The organism is Euzebya rosea (assembly GCF_003073135.1).
In the GTDB taxonomy this organism is placed as follows: Bacteria; Actinomycetota; Nitriliruptoria; order Euzebyales; family Euzebyaceae; genus Euzebya; species Euzebya rosea.
In genome coordinates this window covers 1-16,849 of record NZ_PGDQ01000032.1, presented here as the reverse complement: position 1 = coordinate 16,849, position 16,849 = coordinate 1, and the positions used below count along the sequence as shown (strand labels likewise).

14 protein-coding genes are annotated in these 16,849 nt (G+C 68.4%); 12 read left to right on the top strand and 2 right to left on the bottom strand.

Features of this window, described 5'->3' with window-relative positions; all coding sequences use genetic code 11:
* The 9 genes from CUC05_RS24050 to CUC05_RS24010 all read left to right on the top strand — a co-directional run.
* The coding region (locus tag CUC05_RS24050) for an SRPBCC family protein (protein WP_205712524.1) at window positions 1-488 on the top strand (488 nt) is incomplete at its 5' end.
* A complete protein-coding gene (locus CUC05_RS24045; protein WP_108668693.1) occupies window positions 472-975 on the top strand; it encodes an aromatic-ring-hydroxylating dioxygenase subunit beta in 504 nt (167 codons plus the stop codon). The genes CUC05_RS24050 and CUC05_RS24045, both read left to right, overlap by 17 nt.
* Complete coding sequence (locus CUC05_RS24040; RefSeq protein WP_108668692.1) at window positions 975-1,733, top strand: SDR family NAD(P)-dependent oxidoreductase; 759 nt, start codon at window positions 975-977, stop codon at window positions 1,731-1,733. Before CUC05_RS24045 ends, CUC05_RS24040 begins: the two co-directional genes overlap by 1 nt.
* A 374-nt stretch (window positions 1,734-2,107) precedes the next feature.
* Window positions 2,108-2,977, top strand: coding sequence for an ABC transporter substrate-binding protein (locus CUC05_RS24035; RefSeq protein ID WP_157965970.1), 870 nt, complete (start codon window positions 2,108-2,110; stop codon window positions 2,975-2,977).
* Between the two features lie 147 nt (window positions 2,978-3,124).
* Window positions 3,125-3,853 carry an ABC transporter permease gene (locus CUC05_RS24030; protein ID WP_157965969.1) on the top strand — a complete coding sequence of 243 codons (729 nt, stop codon included), beginning with the start codon at window positions 3,125-3,127 and terminating at the stop codon, window positions 3,851-3,853.
* Window positions 3,850-4,662 (top strand): ABC transporter ATP-binding protein, encoded by an 813-nt coding sequence (locus CUC05_RS24025; RefSeq protein ID WP_108668689.1) that lies wholly within the window; start codon window positions 3,850-3,852, stop codon window positions 4,660-4,662. Before CUC05_RS24030 ends, CUC05_RS24025 begins: the two co-directional genes overlap by 4 nt.
* Before the next feature lie 22 nt (window positions 4,663-4,684).
* Window positions 4,685-5,746, top strand: coding sequence for a DODA-type extradiol aromatic ring-opening family dioxygenase (locus tag CUC05_RS24020; RefSeq protein ID WP_108668694.1), 1,062 nt, complete (start codon window positions 4,685-4,687; stop codon window positions 5,744-5,746).
* The gene (locus CUC05_RS24015) at window positions 5,739-6,740 is read left to right on the top strand and encodes an amidohydrolase family protein (protein ID WP_108668688.1); all 1,002 of its coding nucleotides are present in this window, start codon (window positions 5,739-5,741) and stop codon (window positions 6,738-6,740) included. The genes CUC05_RS24020 and CUC05_RS24015 overlap by 8 nt, the downstream gene beginning before the upstream one ends.
* A complete protein-coding gene (locus CUC05_RS24010) occupies window positions 6,724-7,842 on the top strand; it encodes a zinc-dependent alcohol dehydrogenase (RefSeq protein ID WP_108668687.1) in 1,119 nt (372 codons plus the stop codon). The genes CUC05_RS24015 and CUC05_RS24010 overlap by 17 nt, the downstream gene beginning before the upstream one ends.
* 20 nt (window positions 7,843-7,862) lie before the next feature.
* Here the strand turns inward: CUC05_RS24010 and CUC05_RS24005 are convergent, their stop codons facing one another.
* Both CUC05_RS24005 and CUC05_RS24000 read right to left on the bottom strand, forming a co-directional pair.
* Window positions 7,863-8,318 carry a MarR family winged helix-turn-helix transcriptional regulator gene (locus CUC05_RS24005; protein WP_108668686.1) on the bottom strand — a complete coding sequence of 152 codons (456 nt, stop codon included), beginning with the start codon at window positions 8,316-8,318 and terminating at the stop codon, window positions 7,863-7,865.
* Window positions 8,318-10,741, bottom strand: coding sequence for an efflux RND transporter permease subunit (locus tag CUC05_RS24000; RefSeq protein ID WP_170128108.1), 2,424 nt, complete (start codon window positions 10,739-10,741; stop codon window positions 8,318-8,320). Before CUC05_RS24000 ends, CUC05_RS24005 begins: the two co-directional genes overlap by 1 nt.
* A gap of 297 nt (window positions 10,742-11,038) precedes the next feature.
* On the opposite strand from CUC05_RS24000, the gene CUC05_RS23995 reads away from it, so the two are divergent.
* From CUC05_RS23995 to CUC05_RS23980, 3 genes are all read left to right on the top strand, one after another.
* Entirely contained in the window at window positions 11,039-11,386 is a 348-nt protein-coding gene (locus CUC05_RS23995; protein WP_157965968.1) for a hypothetical protein, read from the top strand.
* Between the two features lie 819 nt (window positions 11,387-12,205).
* On the top strand, window positions 12,206-13,087 hold the full coding sequence (locus CUC05_RS23985; protein ID WP_157965967.1) for an alpha/beta fold hydrolase: 882 nt from the start codon (window positions 12,206-12,208) through the stop codon (window positions 13,085-13,087).
* Complete coding sequence (locus CUC05_RS23980) at window positions 13,077-16,700, top strand: indolepyruvate ferredoxin oxidoreductase family protein (protein ID WP_157965966.1); 3,624 nt, start codon at window positions 13,077-13,079, stop codon at window positions 16,698-16,700. The genes CUC05_RS23985 and CUC05_RS23980 overlap by 11 nt, the downstream gene beginning before the upstream one ends.
* The last annotated feature ends 149 nt before the right edge of the window (window positions 16,701-16,849 follow it).

Sequence of the window (16,849 nt, the reverse complement as noted above, 5' to 3'; positions counted from 1 at the left end):
CCGCGGTCCGGGCGCAGCTGCACGACCAGCACGGCACAGAGCGGGGCACCCGCATCACCGACACGATGCGCAACATGGTCATCTTCCCCAACCTGGTCGTCAACGACATCATGTCGTTGACGGTGCGGACCTTCCAGCCGACCGGGCCCGACACCATGTCGGTGGACGCCTGGGCGCTGGCCCCGGTGGAGGAGGAGGGCGCGGCGCTGCACCGACGCCTGCAGAGCTTCCTGGAGTTCCTGGGACCGGCCGGGTTCGCCACCCCCGATGACGCCGAGGCCCTGGAGTCCTGCCAGATCGGGTTCGCCTCCGGCGGCGTCACCCACAACGACATCTCCAAGGGGTACGGCACCACCGAGCGCGACGGCGAGCTGCAGATGCGCTCCTGGTGGCGCGAGTGGCACCACCGAATGACCGGCCGACCCCGCCAAGCGCTGGGGGACCCCGCGACGCCGGAGGAGAGGACCCACGATGCCATCGCCAGCTGAGCTCGACCGCATGGTCCTTTCCCACCGGGTTGAGGCGTTCATCCACCACGAGCTGTCACTGATCGACGACTGGCGCCTGGACGACTGGCGGGAGCTGCTGACCGACGATGCGGTCTACACGATCCCGTCCACCGACCGGCAGGGAGACACCACGACCGAGCTGGGGCTCGTCGATGATGACCGCACGCGACTCCACTGGCGCGTCGAGCGGTTGAAGAGCGCCAGGGCGCATAGGGAGTACCCGTGGTCCCGGGTTCGCCACTACGCCACCAACTTCCTGCTCGTGGAGGCCACCGACGAGGAGATCGTGGCCCAGGTCAACGTGATCCTGTACCGCTACCGCTACGAACAAACCGACCCGTTCCTCGGCAGCATCCGCTATCACCTCGTGGACCTGCCCGGCGAGGGCCTGCGGATCAAGGCTCGTCATGCCCGGATCGACCAGCAGCGACTCGCGCCCAACGGCGCGGTGAGTGTGATCTTCTGATGGGTGACTCCACCGGACCGCTGCACGGGCGGGTCGTCATCGTCACGGGGGCGGCTGGCCATCTGGGCCGGGCGCTGGTGGCTCGCCTATCGGCTGAAGGTGCAGTGGTCGCCGCCACCGACACCCGCGCGATGGACGATGTTCCTGCTGCTCATCAGGTCTGGGCAAGCTTCGCGACGGCGGACCTGGCCGAGGCGTCTGCCGTCGATGCGTTCGTGGGTGAGGTGGTCCAGCGGCACGGCCGCATTGACGGTCTCGTCAACAACGCGGGCGGAGGCATCATCGCCGCGTTCGAGGACCACACGGTCGACTCGTTGACCGAGACACTGCGGCGCAACCTGTGGACCACCTTGAACATGTGCACCGCCGTTCTCCCCCGCATGCGCGCACAAGGATCCGGCCATGTCGTCAACATCGGGGCGGAGTCGGTGCGCAACGGGTTGCTGCTGCACGCCGGCTACAACGCAGCCAAGGGCGGGGTCCATGGCCTCACCACCGGACTCGCACGTGAGTACGCATCGGCCGGTGTCCTCGTGAACGCCGTCGCGCCGGCGGGCATCCACACCGAGCGGACCGACGAGCGACTCGCACAAGGCGACCCAGATGGCCTGGTCCGGCACGCCATGTCCCTCATCCCGATGGGCCGGTTCGCCCGCCCCTCCGAGGTGGCCGGGCTCGTCGCCTTCCTGCTGTCGGACGATGCGTCGTTCATCACTGGACAGGTGATCAGCGTCAATGGCGGCAGCTCGATGCAGTGATCGGCTCGTCGCCCATCCAGCCCCACCCTGCAACAACCACGCCACGAGAGGAAAGTTCGATGACTCTGTCTGAGCCGAGTGTCCGTCTACGGTTCGTCGCTGCTGTGCTGTGTGCAATTCTGGCCCTCGCCGGTTGCTCAGCCGAAGACGACACCGATGCCGAGGAGGGGGCTGCCGCGTCGGAAGGGGAGTCGCCGGGGGACCCGACCGAGGCCCAGGACGTAGCCGAGCCTCCTGCACAGGATGGACCGGAGCGTGAGGAGGCAGCCGGGGCAGAGGTGGACGGCCTGCCCACAACTGCCGAGGAGTGCGCAACCCGTGGCGGAGGTTCGGTGTCTCTCGGCGAGATCACGTTCGGTGGAATGGAGCGGTCCGTGTCGGCGCCGATGATCGCCTACGCCCAGGAGAACGGTCTTCTGGAGGCCTACGGCATCGACCTGGAGGTGGTGGAGAACACCAACCCCACGACCATGTACCAGGAGTTCGTCTCCGGCCGGTACGACGTGAACCTCGGTGATCCCATCGCGCACGCGGCGATGGCCGCCGACGGCGTTCCGATCCGAATCCTCGGTGGGTTCAACGCGAACCTGACGTGGTTGGTCGGAACCGATGACATCGAGTGGACCGGACCCGAGGTGCTGGCCGGTCACCGCATCGCCGTGCTGCAGGGTGCCGGAGGGTACCTGCTGATCAGGGCGGCGCTGCGCCAGTTCCACGACTTCGACATCGAGGAGCAGGCCGAAACGGTTGGGGCCCAGTCCCCGCCCGACGCGTTGGCCCAGGTCATGGCCGGGGCTGCTGACGTGGGGTCGTCGTTCGAGGTCAGCATCTCCAACGCAATCGTGACCAATCCTGAAGCCGGCCTCGTGCCCCTGTACAACCCCAACGCAGACTTCGCGGAGTTCACCGACGGCGAGACGCCGTGGCAGACGGTGCTCTCCTTCCGGGACGACCAGGGCGCCGACCCCGCCACGGTGCAGTGCCTGTTCCTGGCCTTCCAGGAGGCAGCCGAGGCACTCAACGCCGACGTCGATCTGTTGGACCGTCTCGCCGTGGAGCACATCGGCGTCGAGGAGGGGGTCTACCGCGAGGCCGTGGAGTCCGGGCGCTACGTCTATGACGTGCGGCCCATGGGCGAGGACATCGCCACCGACATCCGGGCCATGCTGGAGATGCGACGGGAAGACGACTCCTACCAGGGTGGTGAGGTCCCCGAGAGCTTCTACGAGGGCCTCACCGAGTGAGCGCGTCCCATGAACCGAACGTCCACGCCCAGCGTCGCCCGCCAGTCGGGGGGCGACTCGCCAGAGCATGCCCCCGACCCGAGCCTGTCCGCTGCGACGCTGGCAGGGGAGCCTTCGCCCACGTCAGCGGGATCCGGGGTGTGGCCGGTGATCGCCGTCGTGGCCCTCATGACGGTGGCGGTGCAAGCGATGAGCTACGTCTTTCCGCCCTACATCGTGCCCCCGGTGCCGGAGATTATGAACTCCCTCGTGGAGATCTTCTCCGAGTATGGGAGCGACATGGTCGATTCGATCATCAGGTTCGCTGTCGCGATCCTCGCCGCGATGCTCGGGGGTTGGTTGATCGGGCTGCTGATGAGTCTGCAAAGGACCATCGGACGGCTCGGCGAGGCCTTCTTCAGGCTGGTGCTGGCCACGCCGGCCCTGTCGATCATGGTGTTCGCGGTGCTGTGGTTCCGCGGCATCGAGCTACGGATCTTCTTCGTGGCGTTCACCCTGGCGGTCCCGTTCTATGTGATCGCGGTGTATGAGGCGGTGAAGGGGCTTGACCGTGGACTGGTCGATGCCGTCCAGCAGTTCCGGCCCACCCGCTGGCAGATGCTGCGACTGGTCCTGATCCCCTACACGGTGTCCCACCTGATCATGACCACGAAGTCGATCGCCTCATTCACCCTCCGGATAATTGTGTTCGCAGAAGTCATCGCTGCCACGTCGGGCGTTGGCAGCGCCATCGTGGAGGCCCAGGCCAACTTCCGGACTGACCGCATATTCGCCTGGACGGTGGTCCTTGTCGCCTTCAGCTTCGTCATGCTCGCCACCGTGGACCAGCTCGAACGCGTCCTCCTTCGGTGGCGGCCGGAGAACTCGATCGGATGAGGACCGACACCACATCCCCCGCGGTCTCCTTGATCGATGTCACCGTCCGCTTCGGCAACGTGACGGCGGTCGAGGGACTCTCCTTCGACGTACGGACCGGCGAACGTGTCGCAGTCCTCGGCAGGACCGGGGCCGGGAAGTCCACGGTGCTCAACCTCGTGGTGGGCAACCTCGCCCCTGCGGCCGGCACGGTCCGGGTGGTCGACCTCGACCCGGTGCGCGACGCCGACGCCATGCAGGGACGACTCTCCATGGCCTTCCAGAGTCCGCAGCTCCTGCCCTGGCGCACTGCACTGGACAACGTGGCCCTCGGTCTGGAGGTGCTCGGCGTCGACCGACGGGAGCGCCTCGCCCGCGCCACGCACTGGCTGGAGCGGGTGCACCTGCAGGATGCCGTCGATCGCTTCCCGGCGCAGCTCTCGGGCGGCATGGCCCAACGGGTCTCCCTGGCCCGGGCGTTCGCCATCGACCCGGACCTCGTGCTGCTCGATGAGAGCTTCTCCGCGCTGGATGAAGTGACCTCGGCGGCCCTGCGCAGTGACTTCGTGGAGCTGGCGGAGCAGGCGAGCCAGAGCGCACTCATCGTGACCCACAACATCCAAGAGGCCTTCGAGGTTGCCCACCGAGTCCTCGTGATGGCCAGGCCTGCCCGGTGCGTCGGCGAGTTCGTGACCGCCGAGTACGACCTGACGGACCCGATGGCGATGTCGCAGGTCAGGGATGCCGTGCGTGAGCTGATGGAGCAGGACATCCCCTCCCATCAGCAGACGCCAGACCATACCGCCAACCCTGCAGCCTCCAGCTACTGACATTCGACGAAAGGACCTGATGATGGGCGCACTGCTTGGACTCGGACTCACCCACTACCCAGGGTTCGCCGTCCCGGACGAGAAGATGGCCGACCTGTTCCGCTGGACCCTGAAGGACCCGGACATGCCCGCAGGGGCAGCAGCCCCGGAGTCGTGGCCAGAGGCCGCCCGCCTCGAAATGGGCCGGGATGGGGGCACCGCAGCGGCAGCCGCGCACCGAGCCGCAGTCTTCGGTCACGTGGACCGGTTGCACGACAAACTGCGGGCGTTCAACCCCGATGTCGTCCTGATATGGGGGGACGACCAGTACGAGAACTTCACCGAGGACATGATCCCGGCGTTCTGTGTGCTTGCGTACGACGACAACATGCGCGCCCAGCCCTGGGCGCACAAGGGTGGGGAGAACATCTGGGGCGAGGACGCAGAGACCGCCATCGATGTGACCATCGACCACGAGTTCGGCGTCGAACTCGCCGATGCACTCCTGGCCCGCGACATCGATGTCGCCTACGCGTATCGTCCGGCCCACCACCCCGACCTGCCACATGCGTTCATCAACGCCGTGTTGTTCATGGATCATCGTCGTGAGGGGTTCGGATACCCGGTGCTGCCGTTCCAGATCAACTGCTACGGACGCCGTGTGATCTCCTACAAGGGCAGCGTCAGCCGGCTTGCCGATGCCCGCAAAGCTACGGACCCTCGTAGTCCCAGCCCTTCACGCTGCATGCAGATGGGTGCGGCGGTCGCCGACGCCATCCTGGCCAGCTCCCGGCGAGTGGCCGTGGTGGCCTCCTCCTCATGGTCGCACGCGTTCCTCGTGGACAAGACCTACCGCCGGTTCCCCGACATCGCGGCGGACCGGGAGCTGTACGAGGCCATGGTGGCCGGGGACTGGGAGCGGTGGCGGCGGACAACTGTTGACGAGATCGAGGACTCCGGTCAGCAGGAGCTGCTCAACTGGTTCGCACTCGCGGGTGCGATGGAGCGGGCTGGAGCCGCGTTGGAGTGGAGCGCCTTCGAGGAGACCCACATCTTCAACTCCTCCAAGGTCGTCGCGGCCTTCCACGCCGTGCAGGATGACTGACCTGATCGACGTCCACAGCCACGTGGTCCCCCTCGGGGTCTTCCCCGAGGCCCATCGTGACCCGGGACTCCCGTGGGTCAGACGCACCGGAGCCGTTGCCGAGGTCTCCCTCGGGGCAGGTCCTGCCCGCCGACGGGTGCCCTCGACCTGCTGGGACCTCGATGAGCGCCTGGCCTGGATGGATGCCCAGGGCGTGGACCTGCAGGTGCTCTCGCCGATGCCCATGCTCATGGCCTATGCGGCATCACCCGTCCAGTCCGAGGAGATGGCACGGTCGGTCAACGCGTGGATCGCCGATGCCGTCGCGCAACATCCCACCCGCTTCCGCGGCTTCGGCACCATTCCGTTGCAGGACCTCGACCGTGCCCTCGAGGTGCTCGTGAACATCAAGGGATCGGGGCTGCACGGAGTGCAGCTGGGAACCAACGTCGCGGGCGTGCCCATCACCGATCCGGCCCTCGACGACATGTGGGGGGCGATCGACCGCGCGGACCTGCCGGTGCTGCTCCACCCCGTGAGCCCCCTGTCCGCCCAATGGTTCCCAAGCGGCGAGCTGACCTCCCACGCCGCCTTCCCCCTGGAGATCGGCGCAGCGGCCACCTCGCTGATCACCTCAGGAACCCTTGCCCGTCACCGGAGCCTGCGCGTTTGCGCCACGCACGGCGGTGGGGCCCTGTGGACCAGCCTGAACCGGCTCGCCCACTTCCACCATACGCGGGACTCAGTTCGTGCGAGCCTGAACGAACCGCCGATGCAGACGGCCCGGCGAATGTTCGTGGACTGCCTGACCTTCTCGCCTCGGGCCGTCAGGGAACATTGCATGACGCTTGGTGCAGGCACCATGGTCGTGGGCACTGACGCACCGTTCATCTCCGACCGGCCTGGGTGGACCGTCGACGAGGCGGGGCTCAGTCCTGCCGACACCTACGCCATCCGCGTCGGGACAGCACAGACCTTCCTTGGAATGGAGCCGGGACGTGATTACGACGACTGACTACCTGGCCGCGCTCTTCACAGCGCCGGGCGAGGTCGTGATGCGGACCCAGCCCCGCCCGGACATCGGCGAGGGCGACGTGCTCATCGAGGTGACCGCGTGCGGGGTCTGCGGCAGCGACCTTGCCTTGTTCGGCGGCGAGAAGGAAGGGGCGGGATTCCCGCTGGTCGCCGGCCACGAGATCGTGGGGCGTGTGGTCGAGATCGGCCCTTCCGCATCCGTTCGGCGGGGCCTGCGGGTCGGTGATCGAGTCGTCCTGGAAGAGGCCATCCCCTGCGGGACCTGTGCCGTCTGCCAGGATGGGCGGCACCGGCTCTGTGGCCGCGGTCGCCGGTTCGGCGGGACCCCCCTGAGTGGCGGCGGGGCCCATCTGGGTGGCTACGCCGAGATGGTCCTCGTCCCCCCGAACGCAGTCGCGCATCGGGTGCCCGAAGGGTTGGACGACGAACGCGCGACCTGGTTCATCCCCGTCTCCAACGGGCTCTCCTGGCTACGGTCACGCGCGGGGCTCCGTCCCGGCGAACGTGTGGTCGTGATTGGCCCAGGCCAGCACGGCTTGGGCACCGCACTAGCCGCCAAGGAGCTCGGCGCAGGCCAGGTGATCGTCTGCGGCCTCCATACTGACCGGACGCGTCTGGAGCTGGCGGAGCGACTTGGTGCCACCTCGGTAACGGTCGACCCGGACGGACGATGGCGCGAGGATGTCCGGCACATGACCGGCGGAGGTGCCGATGTCGTTGTCGACGTCACGCCGCGGTCTGCCGAGGTCGTGCGCGATGCGGTGTCGGTCAGCGACATGGGTGGGCGGGTGATACTCGCCGGGGTGAAGCGCGGCCGCCGGTTGGATGGCCTCGATGTCGATGCGATGGTCCTTGGTGAGCGGTCCATGCTCGGTGTCAACGCAAGGGAGTCCTGGGCGGTCCCTGCAGCCCTCGGCCTCCTTTCGCGAGGGGGACCTGGCCACGAGGTCCTCACCGGACCTGTGCTCCCGTTGGAGGGACTGCGGACGGCCTTGGACCTGCTGGCCGGGACCGAGGGTCCCCCTCCGGTGCATGCGGTGATCAGCCCGCTGGCTCGTTCGCGCGATGGGGCGAGTGGGTGAGGGTCGTCAGTCCGCGGGTGTCAACGGCGACGAGGAAGCCCGCGGACGAAGCGGTCGAGCAGCATGGCGAGTTGTTCGATGTCGGAGTCAGACCAGTCATGGAGCAGGTGAGCGACGCGGCGGGTCCGGTACCTTGAGATTCGCTGGGCCGCGTCCTGGCCCTTGTGGGTGAGACAGAGGAGCGAGGCTCGCCCGTCGGTCGGATCGGCCTGTCGGACCACCAGCCCCTGCGATTCGAGGGGCGGTAGCTGGCGGCTGATCGTCGATGGGGCGAGCCCCAATGAGTCGGCCAGGTCGGTCAGCCGCGTCGGGGCCTGGCCGCTCAGCCGGGCGAGGATGACCGCCCCGGCGGCGTCGATCCGGAACCCGGTCTCCGACTCGAGCTCGTCAGCTCCTGGAAGGCGCACATGTCGTACCACTTCATCCAGGTTGTGGCCGACCGACTCGACCGTCTGGGACACCTCGGTGGCAGCCATCAGGGGCTGGCCTCCACGAGCGGGCGATGGGGCGACTTCCGCCGCTGCCGCCGGTCCCAGACGGCCAGGAGCGACGGCTGGACGAGCACTGACCCCGCCAACGCGAAGACGATGGTCAACGCCGTCACCCCTCCGAACTGCTGGATCGGGATGAGCTCGCTGAACACCAGCACGCCGAACCCGACCGCCGTCGTCGCGGCCGAGGCCGCGAGCGCCCCGCCGGTGTGCATGACTGTCGACCGCATGGCTTCCTCGGTGGACGTGGCCAGCTCACGATCCTCGGTGAAGCGATGCGTGATGTGGATACCGTAGGGGACGCCGATTCCGATCGCCAAGGCGGCCACCGTGCTGGTCAGGACATTGAAGCTCAGCCCGAGCAGGTACATCGACCCGAGGACCCAGGACACCGACAGCACCGACGGGACCATGGTGATCGGTCCGAGCAGCGGACGCCGATTCACCATGCCGTAGTACCCCGTGAGCAGCACGAGCGCGGCGACCAAGGTGATCAGGATGGAGCGGACCTGGGAGGCGGTCATGGCGTTGATCACCTCGGCGATCACCATCTGCTCGCTGACCACGACGACGTCCTCCGTGGTGGGCCCAAGGAGTTCGAGCGCCGGCTGCAGGGCCTCGACGAGCTCGTCGACGTCGTCCTCACCAGCGGTGGACGACAGGGTCAGCAGTCCGGCCTGTGCGTCATCGGCCAGCAGCCGTTCGATCTCGCCTGGTGCGGTCTCCTCCACGAGCCGGTAGAGGGCGAGCATGTCGGCGTCGGCGGCGAACGCGCCATCGACCCACCCGTTCCCGCGCAGTGCAGCCTGGAGCGCCGCCGTGTCTCCGCCGTCCGTCGTCGAGCTGGGACCAGCTCCAGCCGCTGCGGCTCGCCCAGCGAGGCGTGCCACGACGCCGGGCGCGGAGCTGACCTGGGCACCTTCCAGCCCCCGCCGGATGAGCGTGGGGTCGACCTCGTCGATCGCCAGCTCTGCGGCGAGGACCGCGTTGGCGACCTCCGGGTCGGTGAAGTCCCCCTCCACCAGCACGTGGGTCTGCTCGGTGAGGTCACCACCGAAGAGCATCTCCGCGCGGGCAAGGACGACATCGGCATAGGACCCCTCAGGGATGAAGTCATCCTGGCTGAAGGAGGTCGACAGCTGGCTGGCGCCGACGGCCGCAACCGCGGTCACGAGGGCCGCGACGCAAAGCGTGACACCGGGGGCACGCTCGGTCAGGACGGCAAGGCGGGCCATTCCCCGGCTGAGGGCCAGCGGCCCCTGCCCCCTCCCCCCTCGAGCGGCCACGCTGGAGTTGACGGTGCTGGTCCGTCGGCGATCGAGCAGGTGTCGAGTTGCAGGGACGAGAGTCGCCATCACCACGAAGGCCGACAACACCCCGAAGGCCGTGAACAGGCCGAAGTCCCTGATCGGCGGCAGCGGGGTGAACCAGTTGGTGACGAACCCGATTATCGTGGTGGCCGTGGCGAGGACGAGCGCTCCCCCAACGGAGACCACCGCCATGCGCGCCGCCTCGTCGACCCCGGCACCCTCGGCGAGTTCCTCCCGGTAGCGGGATGTCAGATGGATCGCGTAGTCCACACCCAACCCGACGAGCAGCACGGGGATGACGATTGAGATCTGGCTGAACGCCCCCGTGATCCCGAGGTAATCCGGACCCAGGAGCACTCCGAACCCGTACATCCACACCACGGTCAACACCAGCCCGGCCAACCCGAGGACCACGTCGCTGACGGAGCGGTAGATGAGGCCCAGGATCAGCACGATGAGGAGCAGGCTGAGCCCGAGCAGGAACGGCAGCTGGTCCTGGAGGCCGCTCTCCAGCTCGGCGAAGAGGATGCCCTGGCTGAATGCGAGCACCTCCATCCCGTCCGGGAAGGTCAGATCCTCGAGGAGGTCGCGGAGGGCGACGCCTGCGGCCCTCTGCGCGGACTCGCTCGACGTGGCATCCAGCTGGATCAGCACGATCCCAGCACGAGCCGAACCAGCTTCCAGGTCTCGGTCGCGGCTCAGCAGACCCGCCAGCTGGGCGCCGTCGGGGCTTGCGAAGACCTGCGTCGAAAGGCTGTCCAGCTCGTTCGGGGGAACCGAGGAAGGGTCGAGCCCCTGCTGCTCAAGGGCGCCCAGCAGGCCGCTCGCGAAGGAGATCACGGGCGGTCCCAGCCCGCCCGGCTCCGCCAGAAGGGGGGCGACCGTCGGCGACGCGGTGGCGGCGTCGGTGATCTGCTGGGCCACCTGCAGGCCGTCGGGGCTCAAGACGTCCCCTCCGTCGTCGGCGTCGATGATCACCTGGACCGTGGCACCCGTGGTGGCGAAGTCATCCTGGACACGTGCGAACGCGGCCGCCAGGTCGGTCTCGGGTGCGAACGCGGTGATGTCCACCTGCGCCTGTTGCTGCGTGGCGAACACTCCAAGTACGACGGTGATCACACCGACGACGACGACAAGCGAGCGCGGGCGGTGTTGGACAAGGTACGCCAGCGCGTTGAGCAACTGAGTCACAGCAGACCTTTTTGAATGGACATGGGCGGAAGGTGCTCGACGACATCACAAGCTACATGTACGATACAACTATCTATGGACGGACGGACATGGTCCGAAGGCGACCGGCACCTGGCGTTGAGGTGTCACCGGCGGGCCCGCCCTGACCGTCCACCGCTCGAGCTGGATCACCGCGCCATCCTGAACACCACCAAGGCGCAGGTCATGCCCTACCTCGCGGATGCGGCCATCGTGGCCGACTGGTTCGGGGTGGGACACTGTGCGGAAGGCGAGGACGCCGTCTCGCTCCACCTCCCCGGGGTCGAGGCCACCCTGTCTGGGACGACGCAGTGGAGTCCTGACGGTGATGCGCTGATGTTCCACGGGACGAGACCACCACTCGAGGCCTTCCTGTCGGTCCAGACACTGATCCTGCCCCTCGGGCACTTCGGGACCGAGGTGCGGATTCACGTGGAGGTCCCCGACCAACGACCTGGGGTGCGACTCCTTGCCATCATCGATCGGGTCACGAGCCGCGGGCTCACCCGCATCCAGGCGGAGCTGGGGACCTGACCCGTGCCCCCCTCGTCGACGCACCTGTGGTGGCCGCTGACGACGCTCGGGGAGTACATGACCCCCCTTCTCGAGCGGTTCATCCTCGGCCTCACACTCCTGGGCCTGCCGTTGCTCCTCCTCCCCGGGTTGGCCGCAACGTCCTCCTGGGCGTACTGGGCTGTGCGTCAGACTCGTCTGAATCTGGTCGCCAACGACTGGGACGAACAGGTGACCCGTCCTGACGACCTCGACCACGCGATGTCTGAGTTGACCCTCGCGGGTGGCATCGGCGCATGGCTCCCCAGACGCAAGCTGGTGCCGGGCCAGGGGGGTACTTCGGTGCTGGGCCTCGGGCACGGCCGGTCCCTCCCGGTCCGGATCGTCCGACGCGTCCGGAGCCCTGCACTCCTCCAGGTCGTCCTCGCGGCGCGGGCCGGCGGCGAGATCGTCGTGGCCGTCCGCCTCCGAGAACTCCAGGACCGCACGGGTGTCCGCAAGGTCGAGCTATGGGTGACTGCGCGGGCACGGTCGGGTTCGACCCCCCGTTGCGTGCTGCGGAGGCTCCGCCGACTCACCAGGTACGCCCTCAGGGCCTGGGCATCCCACGCGGCCCCTCGGTCAGACCACATTGACATCGTCGAATCATTCCTGCCCTTCCCCAGAGCGGGAGGGCGGTATCGCTGAAAGAACTTCGGGGCTCCGTGGGGATCCGGCGTCCGCCCTCAGCGTGATCGGCCGCCGATGGCTGTTTCGTCCAGCGGAATCGGGCCATTGATCGTGGCGAGGGCTGGACGGAACATCGCACTCCGCAATCTTGCCCTCGCCGAAGGAGATCCGATGCCGAAGACCGCGACGCTGTGGAACGAGACCGTGGGGTGCGAGGTTCGCTTCCGCGACGCCGGCGGCGTCAGGACGCGGACGCTCGAGGTGGGCCAAGGAAAGGGCCCAGTCCTGTTCCTCCTCCATGGCACCGGTGGCCACGTGGAGGCGTTCGCCCGGAACATGCGGCGCCTCGGGGAACACTTCCACGTGGTGTCGGTGGACATGATCGGGCACGGTCTCACCGCCAAGCCCGACATCCCCTACGTCATCACCGACTACACCCGCCACCTCCGTGACCTCATGGACGGCATGGGTGTCCGTCAAGCGCACTTCCTGGGTGAGTCCCTGGGCGGATGGGTCGCCTCGTGGCTGGCCCTGGAGACACCCGAACGGATCGACAAGCTGATCAACTGCACGGGCGGCGTGTTCCGCTGGCCAGAGGGTGAGGACCCCCAGGAGGCGGAGGAGCGCCGCAACATGGTCAGCAAGAGCCAGTCCCTCAAGGAGCTGACCCGGGAGAACGTCCGCAAGCGGCTCGAGCTGCTGTTCCACGATCCCAACGACTGCACCGATGAGCTGGTGGAGCTGCGGCTCCGGCTGTACGAGCGGCCTGAGATGAAGGCGGTCGTGTCGCGGCTGCACCACATGCTGCCCTACGACTCGCCGGCGCGGGTGGAGTACAGCCTCACCGAGGAGCGGCTCAAGTCGATCAGCGTCCCGACCCTGTACCTGTGGGGCGAGTACAACCCTGGCTCCTCCGTCCGCAGCGCCGCACGGGCGGCGGAGCTGACCCCGGATGCCGAGCTCGTCGTCATCGACGACACCGCCCACTGGCCGCAGTGGGAGGACCCCGAGACCTTCGATCAGGCGGTGCTCGACTTCCTCCTTGCCAGCTGAACCCATGGGCCGCGACGCGCTGGACCTTGCTAGCCGGTTCGACCGGGACAGCGGGGTCGCGGTGCTCGGCGGCATCGCCGCCCTCGTGCGCCTGCCGATGCAGATCCATCGGCAGGAAGCCCGTGACGGGCGGCGGACCGCCACCTTCGTCAGCGGCTACGAGGGGTCTCCGCTCGGGGGCTACGACACCGCCTTGGCCCGAGAGGGTGAGCGTCTCGTCGCCCACGCGGTCCACCACCGGCCAGCGGTCAACGAGGAGCTTGCCGCCACGGCGGTCTGGGGAAGCCAGCAGGTGCGTGACCCCGAAGGGCTCGATGGGATCGTGGGCCTGTGGTATGGGAAGGCGCCGGGGCTGGACCGGGCGGGCGATGCCATCCGGCACGCCAACACCATGGGTGTGCCGCCGTCCGGAGGAGCCGTCCTGCTGGTCGGGGACGATCCGGCCTGCAAGTCCTCAACCATCCCATCGGCCAGCGAGTCCACCCTTGCCGACCTGAGCGTCCCCGTGCTGGTCCCCTCCGGGGCCCAGGACGTGCTGACCATGGGCCTGCACGCCGTCGCCCTGTCACGTTTCAGCGGGGCATGGACCGGCATGAAGATCGTGACCGATGTCGCCGATGGCTTCGGGAGCGTGGACCTCGATGCCGTATCGGCCGTGGCGCCACGGCTGCCGACGCTGGACATCGACGGCCAGCCCTGGCAGGCCCGGATCGCGAGGACGACGCCCCCCGAGAGCGTCGCCGCAGAGCGCCAGGTCCTCCGTGGGCGCCTGATCGCGGCGCAGCGCTACGCGGCCGCCAACGACCTCAACCAGGTCGAAGGAGCGCTGGGCGAGGCCTCGATCGGGTTCGTCGCCACCGGCAAGACCTACCTCGACCTGCGGGAGACGCTGCGTGAGCTGGGCCTCACCACGCGGCGAGACCTCGAGCAGGCCGGAGTTCGGCTGCTCAGGATCGGCATGCCCTACCCGTTGGACCCCGACGTCGTCCGGCGGTTCTCCCGCGGACTGTCCGACATCGTCGTCGTGGAGGAGAAGCGGCCGTTCCTGGAATACGCCATCCGTCGCATCCTCTACGGAACCGACCTCCAACCCCGGATCGTGGGACAGGAGGACGAGCGGGGGCACGAACTCATCCCCGTCGACGGGGAGCTCACGGTCGGCCGTCTGCTCGCCCCCGTTCGAGATCGACTAGGGCCGACGCGGCTGCCGCACTTCCCTCAGGCGGTGCCCGATGCCGGTGCCGCGCGGACCACCTCTCCGCCCCTCGTCGGCTCGGAACCGACCGGGGTGTTGCCGAGGGCGGCCCTGCCGTTGCTGACCAGGACGGCGAGCACGCGTGGTCCGTGGTTCTGCTCCGGCTGCCCCCACAACCGTTCCACGGTCGTCCCGGACGGCTCCTCGGTGGGTGCCGGGATCGGGTGTCACGCGATGGTGCAGATGTCCGGCGACGACCGCCGAACCGCCGACACCATCACCCAGATGGGTGGCGAGGGGGCCCAGTGGATCGGGATGGCCCCCTTCGCCCGTGAACGCCACCACTTCCAGAACCTCGGCGACGGCACCTTCTTCCACTCCGGCTCGCTGGCGATCAGGGCCGCCGTGGCATCCGGCGTGTCGATGACCTACAAGCTGCTCCACAACGGCGCGGTCGCCATGACGGGCGGACAGGACGCGGTCGGGGGCCGCCCGTTGCACGACATCGTCGCGGCGCTGCACGCCGAGGGGGTCGTCCAGGTCGCGGTCGTGGCCGATGATCCGGCCCGGGTGCGGGCCGTGGGCCCCCTGCCGGGCGCGGCATCCCTGCACGATCGTGAGGAACTCGACGCGGTTCAACGACGGCTCCAGGGCACGCCGGGGGTGACCGTCCTCATCTACGACCAGGAGTGCGCGGCCGAGGCGCGACGCGACCGCAGGCGTGGCATCGCGGCGACACCGACCACGAGGGTCATGATCAACGAGCGGGTCTGCGAGGGGTGTGGCGACTGCGGAGCGAAGAGCAACTGCCTCTCGGTCCAGCCCGTGGAGACCCCGTTCGGTCGACGAACGCAAATCCATCAGTCCTCGTGCAACTACGACTACTCCTGCGTGGAGGGCGACTGTCCGTCCTTCGTGACGGTGCAGGTCGGGGACGCGGCAGCGGGAGGTGTGGCCAACCGCACCCGTGTCCGCCAACGTCCACCTGCCCTCCCGGACCCGCCCCCGACGCCGACAGGGGCGCACGGCACCCTTCTGGCCGGGATCGGGGGAACCGGAGTGGTCACCGTCAACCAGGTGCTCGCCATGGCGGCGCAGCTCGACGGGCGCCGGGTCGTGGGGCTGGATCAGACTGGCCTGTCGCAGAAGGCCGGGCCTGTCGTGTCCCACCTTCGGGTGCTCGAGGGGGCCGAGCCGACCGCGAGCCCACGCGTGACCGCATCGACCACGGATGCCCTCATCGTCCTGGACCCGATCGTCGGGACCCAGGCGAGCACCCTCGCGATGGCCAGTCCGCAACGGACGGTGGCGGTCGTCTCCACCCGCGTGAGTCCGACGGGCGAGATGGTCGCCGACGCCCGGACCACCACCCCTCCCCTGGCCCAGCTGCGTCAAAGGATCGATGAGCGGACCCGCGCAACCGACAACGTGTACCTGGACGCCGCGGAGATCGCCGAACATCTCCTCGGGTCCCATCTGTACACCAACATGGTGGTCATCGGCGCCGCCCTCCAAGCTGGCGTGCTGCCCGTCTCACCGTCGTCCCTCGACCGTGCGATCGAGCTGAACGGCACCGCGGTGCAGGACAACCGGGACGCAGTGGCGTGGGGGCGGGCAGTCGTGTCAGCCCCGGCTGCGGTGCAGGCGTCGCTCGACGGTGCGAAGGTCCCCGCGACGGCACCTGCTTCGGCCGTCTCCCGGTCCGGCCCGCAGATGGCGAGGTCGACCCGAGCCACCCTCGCCGAAGCGGAGCTGCCGTCGGACGTGGCCGAGCTGGTGGCACATCGGGCCAGGGACCTCGTCGGCTACCAGGACCAGCGCCTCGCACGACGCTATGCAGGCAAGGTGGTACAGGTGTGGCGCGCTGAACGAGGGATCGACGGGACCGGAACCATTACGCGGTTGGCCGCCGAGAACCTGCACAAGGTGCTGGCCTACAAAGACGAGTACGAGGTCGCCCGGCTCTACGCGGACCCGGCGTGGCTTGCGTCGGTCAGGGAGGAGTTCCCCGATGCCTCCAACGTGCGCATCCTTCTCCACCCGCCGGTGCTGCGGTCCCTCGGGATGCAGCGGAAGATCGGCATCGGCCTGTGGGCGAAGCCGGGCTTGGAGATCCTGTACCGGATGCGACGAGTACGCGGGAGCGTTCTGGATCCCTTCGGGCACTCGCGGGTCCGTCAGGCGGAGCGGCGGCTCGTTGCCACCTACCTGGACGACCTCAACCTGATCATCATGACCTTGTCCGCTGGGACGGCCGATGACGCGGCGGCGCTCGCCGCCCTCCCTGACCTCGTCCGCGGCTACGAGGAGGTGAAGCTCCGGGGAATCGCGGACCTCGAGGCGAGGCGGCCCGGGCTCCGCCGGTCCCTGGCCACAGCCCATGCGGCAGGGATGGGTGACCAGCGAACCCCGACATGAGGCTGCCGCTCCACCGGAGCGACAGGGACCCGCGAGCCGGTTCCGTCTGGTGGAACGGTGGGGTGTTGGTGAGGGGGGCGGGTTGGTTTGGTGGTGGGGTCCGCGGGGGTGGAGCCGAGCTGGAGGAGTCGATGGTGGAAGCTGATGGG

What these genes read in the sequence shown, in the direction of transcription:
- CUC05_RS24020 (WP_108668694.1), top strand. Translation starts at nt 4,685, where the DNA reads ATGGGCGCACTGCTTGGACTCGGACTCACCCACTACCCAGGGTTCGCC.
- CUC05_RS23985 (WP_157965967.1), top strand. Translation starts at nt 12,206, where the DNA reads ATGCCGAAGACCGCGACGCTGTGGAACGAGACCGTGGGGTGCGAGGTT.
- CUC05_RS24015 (WP_108668688.1), top strand. Translation starts at nt 5,739, where the DNA reads ATGACTGACCTGATCGACGTCCACAGCCACGTGGTCCCCCTCGGGGTC.
- CUC05_RS24025 (WP_108668689.1), top strand. Translation starts at nt 3,850, where the DNA reads ATGAGGACCGACACCACATCCCCCGCGGTCTCCTTGATCGATGTCACC.
- CUC05_RS24005 (WP_108668686.1), bottom strand. Translation starts at nt 8,318, where the DNA reads ATGGCTGCCACCGAGGTGTCCCAGACGGTCGAGTCGGTCGGCCACAAC.
- CUC05_RS24040 (WP_108668692.1), top strand. Translation starts at nt 975, where the DNA reads ATGGGTGACTCCACCGGACCGCTGCACGGGCGGGTCGTCATCGTCACG.
- CUC05_RS24045 (WP_108668693.1), top strand. Translation starts at nt 472, where the DNA reads ATGCCATCGCCAGCTGAGCTCGACCGCATGGTCCTTTCCCACCGGGTT.
- CUC05_RS23995 (WP_157965968.1), top strand. Translation starts at nt 11,039, where the DNA reads ATGCCCTACCTCGCGGATGCGGCCATCGTGGCCGACTGGTTCGGGGTG.